Origin of the sequence: Planktothrix sp. FACHB-1355 (assembly GCF_014748295.1) — a bacterium.
Taxonomy (GTDB): Bacteria; Cyanobacteriota; Cyanobacteriia; order Cyanobacteriales; family Aerosakkonemataceae; genus Aerosakkonema; species Aerosakkonema funiforme_A.
Genome location: NZ_JACJUP010000829.1, coordinates 1 through 3,222, shown reverse-complemented (window position 1 = coordinate 3,222; position 3,222 = coordinate 1). Strand labels below are relative to the sequence as shown.

Here is a 3,222-nt window from a genome sequence, read left to right as displayed (position 1 = left end):
GCTGTTGTTTTGCCAGATGTTCCGCACCGTGTCGCGCCACTACATGACCGATTTCGTGTCCCAAAACTGCCGCCAGTTGCGCTTCCGAGGATAGGCGTCCCATCAAGGCGGCGGTGATGAAAATTTCTCCTCCCGGTAAGGCAAAGGCGTTGATGGTGCGCGGGTCGCGTAGCAGGTGGAAATCAAACGGATACTGCGATTTAGCGGCATCCGACCGTTGCGCCACTCTTCCTCCCACTCGATCGACATAATCTTGGAGTGTTTTGTCGGGGTACAAACCGCCATGTTTGGCGGCCATTTGCTGTCGCGCTTGCAGTCCCAGCGCAACTTCCTGACGCGGCGAGAGCTGTAGGCGCTGATTTTCGCCCGTAATCGGGTTATATACAGTGTGAGTGCAATAACCGATCAGCCCAAATGCGACGAGTATGACCGCAATTCCCAAACGCCACAGTTTTCTCACCGCTTTTCTCCCAACTGCTCGGTCAGAATTTTATCATACTTTTGGCAATAAAATTTCTGTCTTAAGGATACTGTTTTTTTGTTTTACCTTTCACGAGTTACAAATGATAGATAAACCGATGCGATCGCCTATTTTATCTTGACTGAATGTAGAGACGCTTCATGAAACATTTCTACATTAAGGAGCTAGTTAAATTATTGCTATCCAAAATGCCGAACTTACAATGGTTATTCCCAAACTCAAAAAGGCGGAAAAAACCATTTTTTTTATAAATGCGATCGCATCTTTTCATTGCTACTAAACTCATCCATATATTGATAAGTACTTCCCTATTATACAACCATCCATAGACGGATTATTTACTATCTCCAAAGTGCTACAAGTTATGTATTGCTAGATTTCAAACGGTGAAGCTCTCTGGATAACTCAAGCAAATTCATCTGTTTGGTAGTTACTTGCATTGAACAGAACTGTCGGGAGATATCTCTACTTATAAGATGGTTGCCAGTAGAGGTGTAAAATAACACAAAACCAGAATGTTTGGCGATGTAAAAAGACAGCTATAACTCCCACTTTCGTTATGTACTTGTTTCGCTCGATCTCAATAATTTAGGAGTTAGCAAAAAATGAATGATGGAAAAAAAGGCAAAATAGGCGTTTTGGTTGAAGAACATTTCGATGAAACTGAATATCGCCGATTTAATGAATTTTTCCCTCAACACGGCTACGATGTTGAGTATATTTCCAATCTTTGGAATCAGGAAAAAATCACCTTTAAAGGAAATGACCATACAGAGGAAGTAACCGTTACTGTTGATGTTAACGATATCGATCCCGCCGATTACAAAGGCATAATCCTCATCGGTGGTTACGCAATGGATCGTTTGCGATATCAAGTCAGTCCGAAACCAGGTGAACCGAATCAATCTCCAGCAGTAGAATTCCTCCGCAAAGCAGTACAAGCGATGGATGGTGGCGATCTAAAAGTTGGCACTATTTGCCACAGTATGTGGTTATTTTGTGCAGATCCAGAACTGATGAAGGGTCGCAAAGTTACCTGCGCTCACAACATCATTTGCGATGTTGAAAATGCCGGCGGAACGGTTATCTATGAAGGCGATAAAGCAGTTGCTACTTATATAGATGGTAACTTGATATCCGGGCAGCATCCAGGGGTTGTAGATGAGTTTATGAATCTCTTCTTGCAAGAAATTGAAAAGAAGGAAAAAGTAACTGCTTAAGTTCTCAATTTCTGCGATGAAAACTATCAGAGTTCTGGAAAAAACAGACGCGATCGCTAAAATTGCTGTATCTGGCAAATTATAGCCGTTCTTAAACGAAAGCAACACACCTGTAGGGTGCGTTAGCGCAAAGCTGACGCACCTTTCTCCGTAGTTAGTCTCCAGTTAGGTAAAATAAGGTAACATATAATACAATTATTTTTATTGGTAGAGCGTAAAATTACCCCAAAACAGTGCATAAACTCGGTTAAAGATTAGTAAAATATATTACAAATAATAAAAAGGTAAAAAATACACAATTTGAATTGAGGATTATGGGATACTCTGGAACACTAGAAAATAGCTATATGTAGTCGGATAGAAATCAAAGAGCATGAAGCTGGCAGCAAGAGTTGAGAAAGTTCAGCCTTCCCTAACGTTAGCGATCGCCGCCAAAGCGAAGGCGATGAAGGCAACGGGAATTGATGTGTGTAGTTTCAGCACTGGTGAACCGGATTTCGATACGCCAGAGCATATCAAAGCTGCTGCCAAGCAGGCTCTGGATGAAGGAAAGACCAAGTATGGCCCAGCCGCTGGGGAGCCGAAGTTGCGGGAAGCGATCGCTCACAAGCTGAAAACAGAAAATCATCTCGCTTACAGTGCGGATAACGTCATAGTCACCAATGGCGGTAAGCATTCTCTGTTCAACCTCATCCTGGCGCTGATCGACCCTGGCGAAGAGGTAATCATTCCCGCGCCGTATTGGTTGAGTTATCCGGAAATGGTGAGATTGGCAAGTGGCGAGCCGATAATCGTACCTACGGATGAGAAAAATAACTACAAAATTACGCCAGAACAACTGCGGCAGGCGATAACGCCGAAAACGCGCCTATTTATCCTCAATTCGCCTTCTAATCCCACAGGTGTGGTATATACGCCAGATGAAATTAAGGCGTTGGCGGAAGTGGTGGTGGAAAAAGATATTTGGGTTGTTTCTGACGAAATTTACGAGAAAATTATTTACGATGGAGCCGAACACCTCAGCATCGGTGCAGTTAGTCCCCAAGCTTTCGATCGCACCCTGATCAGCAACGGATTCGCCAAAGGTTATTCCATGACCGGTTGGCGGATCGGTTATTTAGCTGGCCCAGTTGAGATAATTAAAGCAGCCAGTACCATCCAAGGTCACAGTACCTCGAATGTTTGTACCTTTGCACAATACGGTGCGATCGCAGCTTTAACAAGTCCGCAAGATTGTGTAGAAGAAATGCGCCAAGCATTTGCCAAGCGGCGTCAGGTGATGTTGGAACGCCTTCGCGCTATCCCCGGTTTGAGTTGTCCCACACCCGATGGTGCTTTTTACTTGTTTATTAATATCAGTAAAACAGGCTTGACTTCTCTGGAATTTTGTGATGCGCTCCTAGAAAATCAGCAAGTTGCTGCTATTCCGGGTATTGCGTTTGGGGCAGATGATTGTATTCGCCTGTCTTACGCCACTGACATGAGTACGATCGAAAAAGGTATGGAACGGTTGGATAAATT

3 protein-coding genes are annotated in these 3,222 nt (G+C 43.8%); 2 read left to right on the top strand and 1 reads right to left on the bottom strand.

Annotated elements, in window-relative coordinates:
- Positions 1–460, bottom strand: a 460-nt coding sequence (locus tag H6S82_RS25560; RefSeq protein WP_347339543.1) for a M48 family metalloprotease, incomplete at its 3' end; no start/stop codon positions are given.
- A 626-nt stretch (positions 461–1,086) separates the two neighbouring features.
- On the opposite strand from H6S82_RS25560, the gene H6S82_RS25555 reads away from it, so the two are divergent.
- Entirely contained in the window at positions 1,087–1,701 is a 615-nt protein-coding gene (locus H6S82_RS25555) for a DJ-1/PfpI family protein (RefSeq protein ID WP_190475859.1), read from the top strand.
- Positions 1,702–2,074: 373 nt separating this feature from the next.
- Positions 2,075–3,222 (top strand): pyridoxal phosphate-dependent aminotransferase (locus H6S82_RS25550; RefSeq protein ID WP_191056912.1); only part of this gene is annotated, 1,148 nt, incomplete at its 3' end.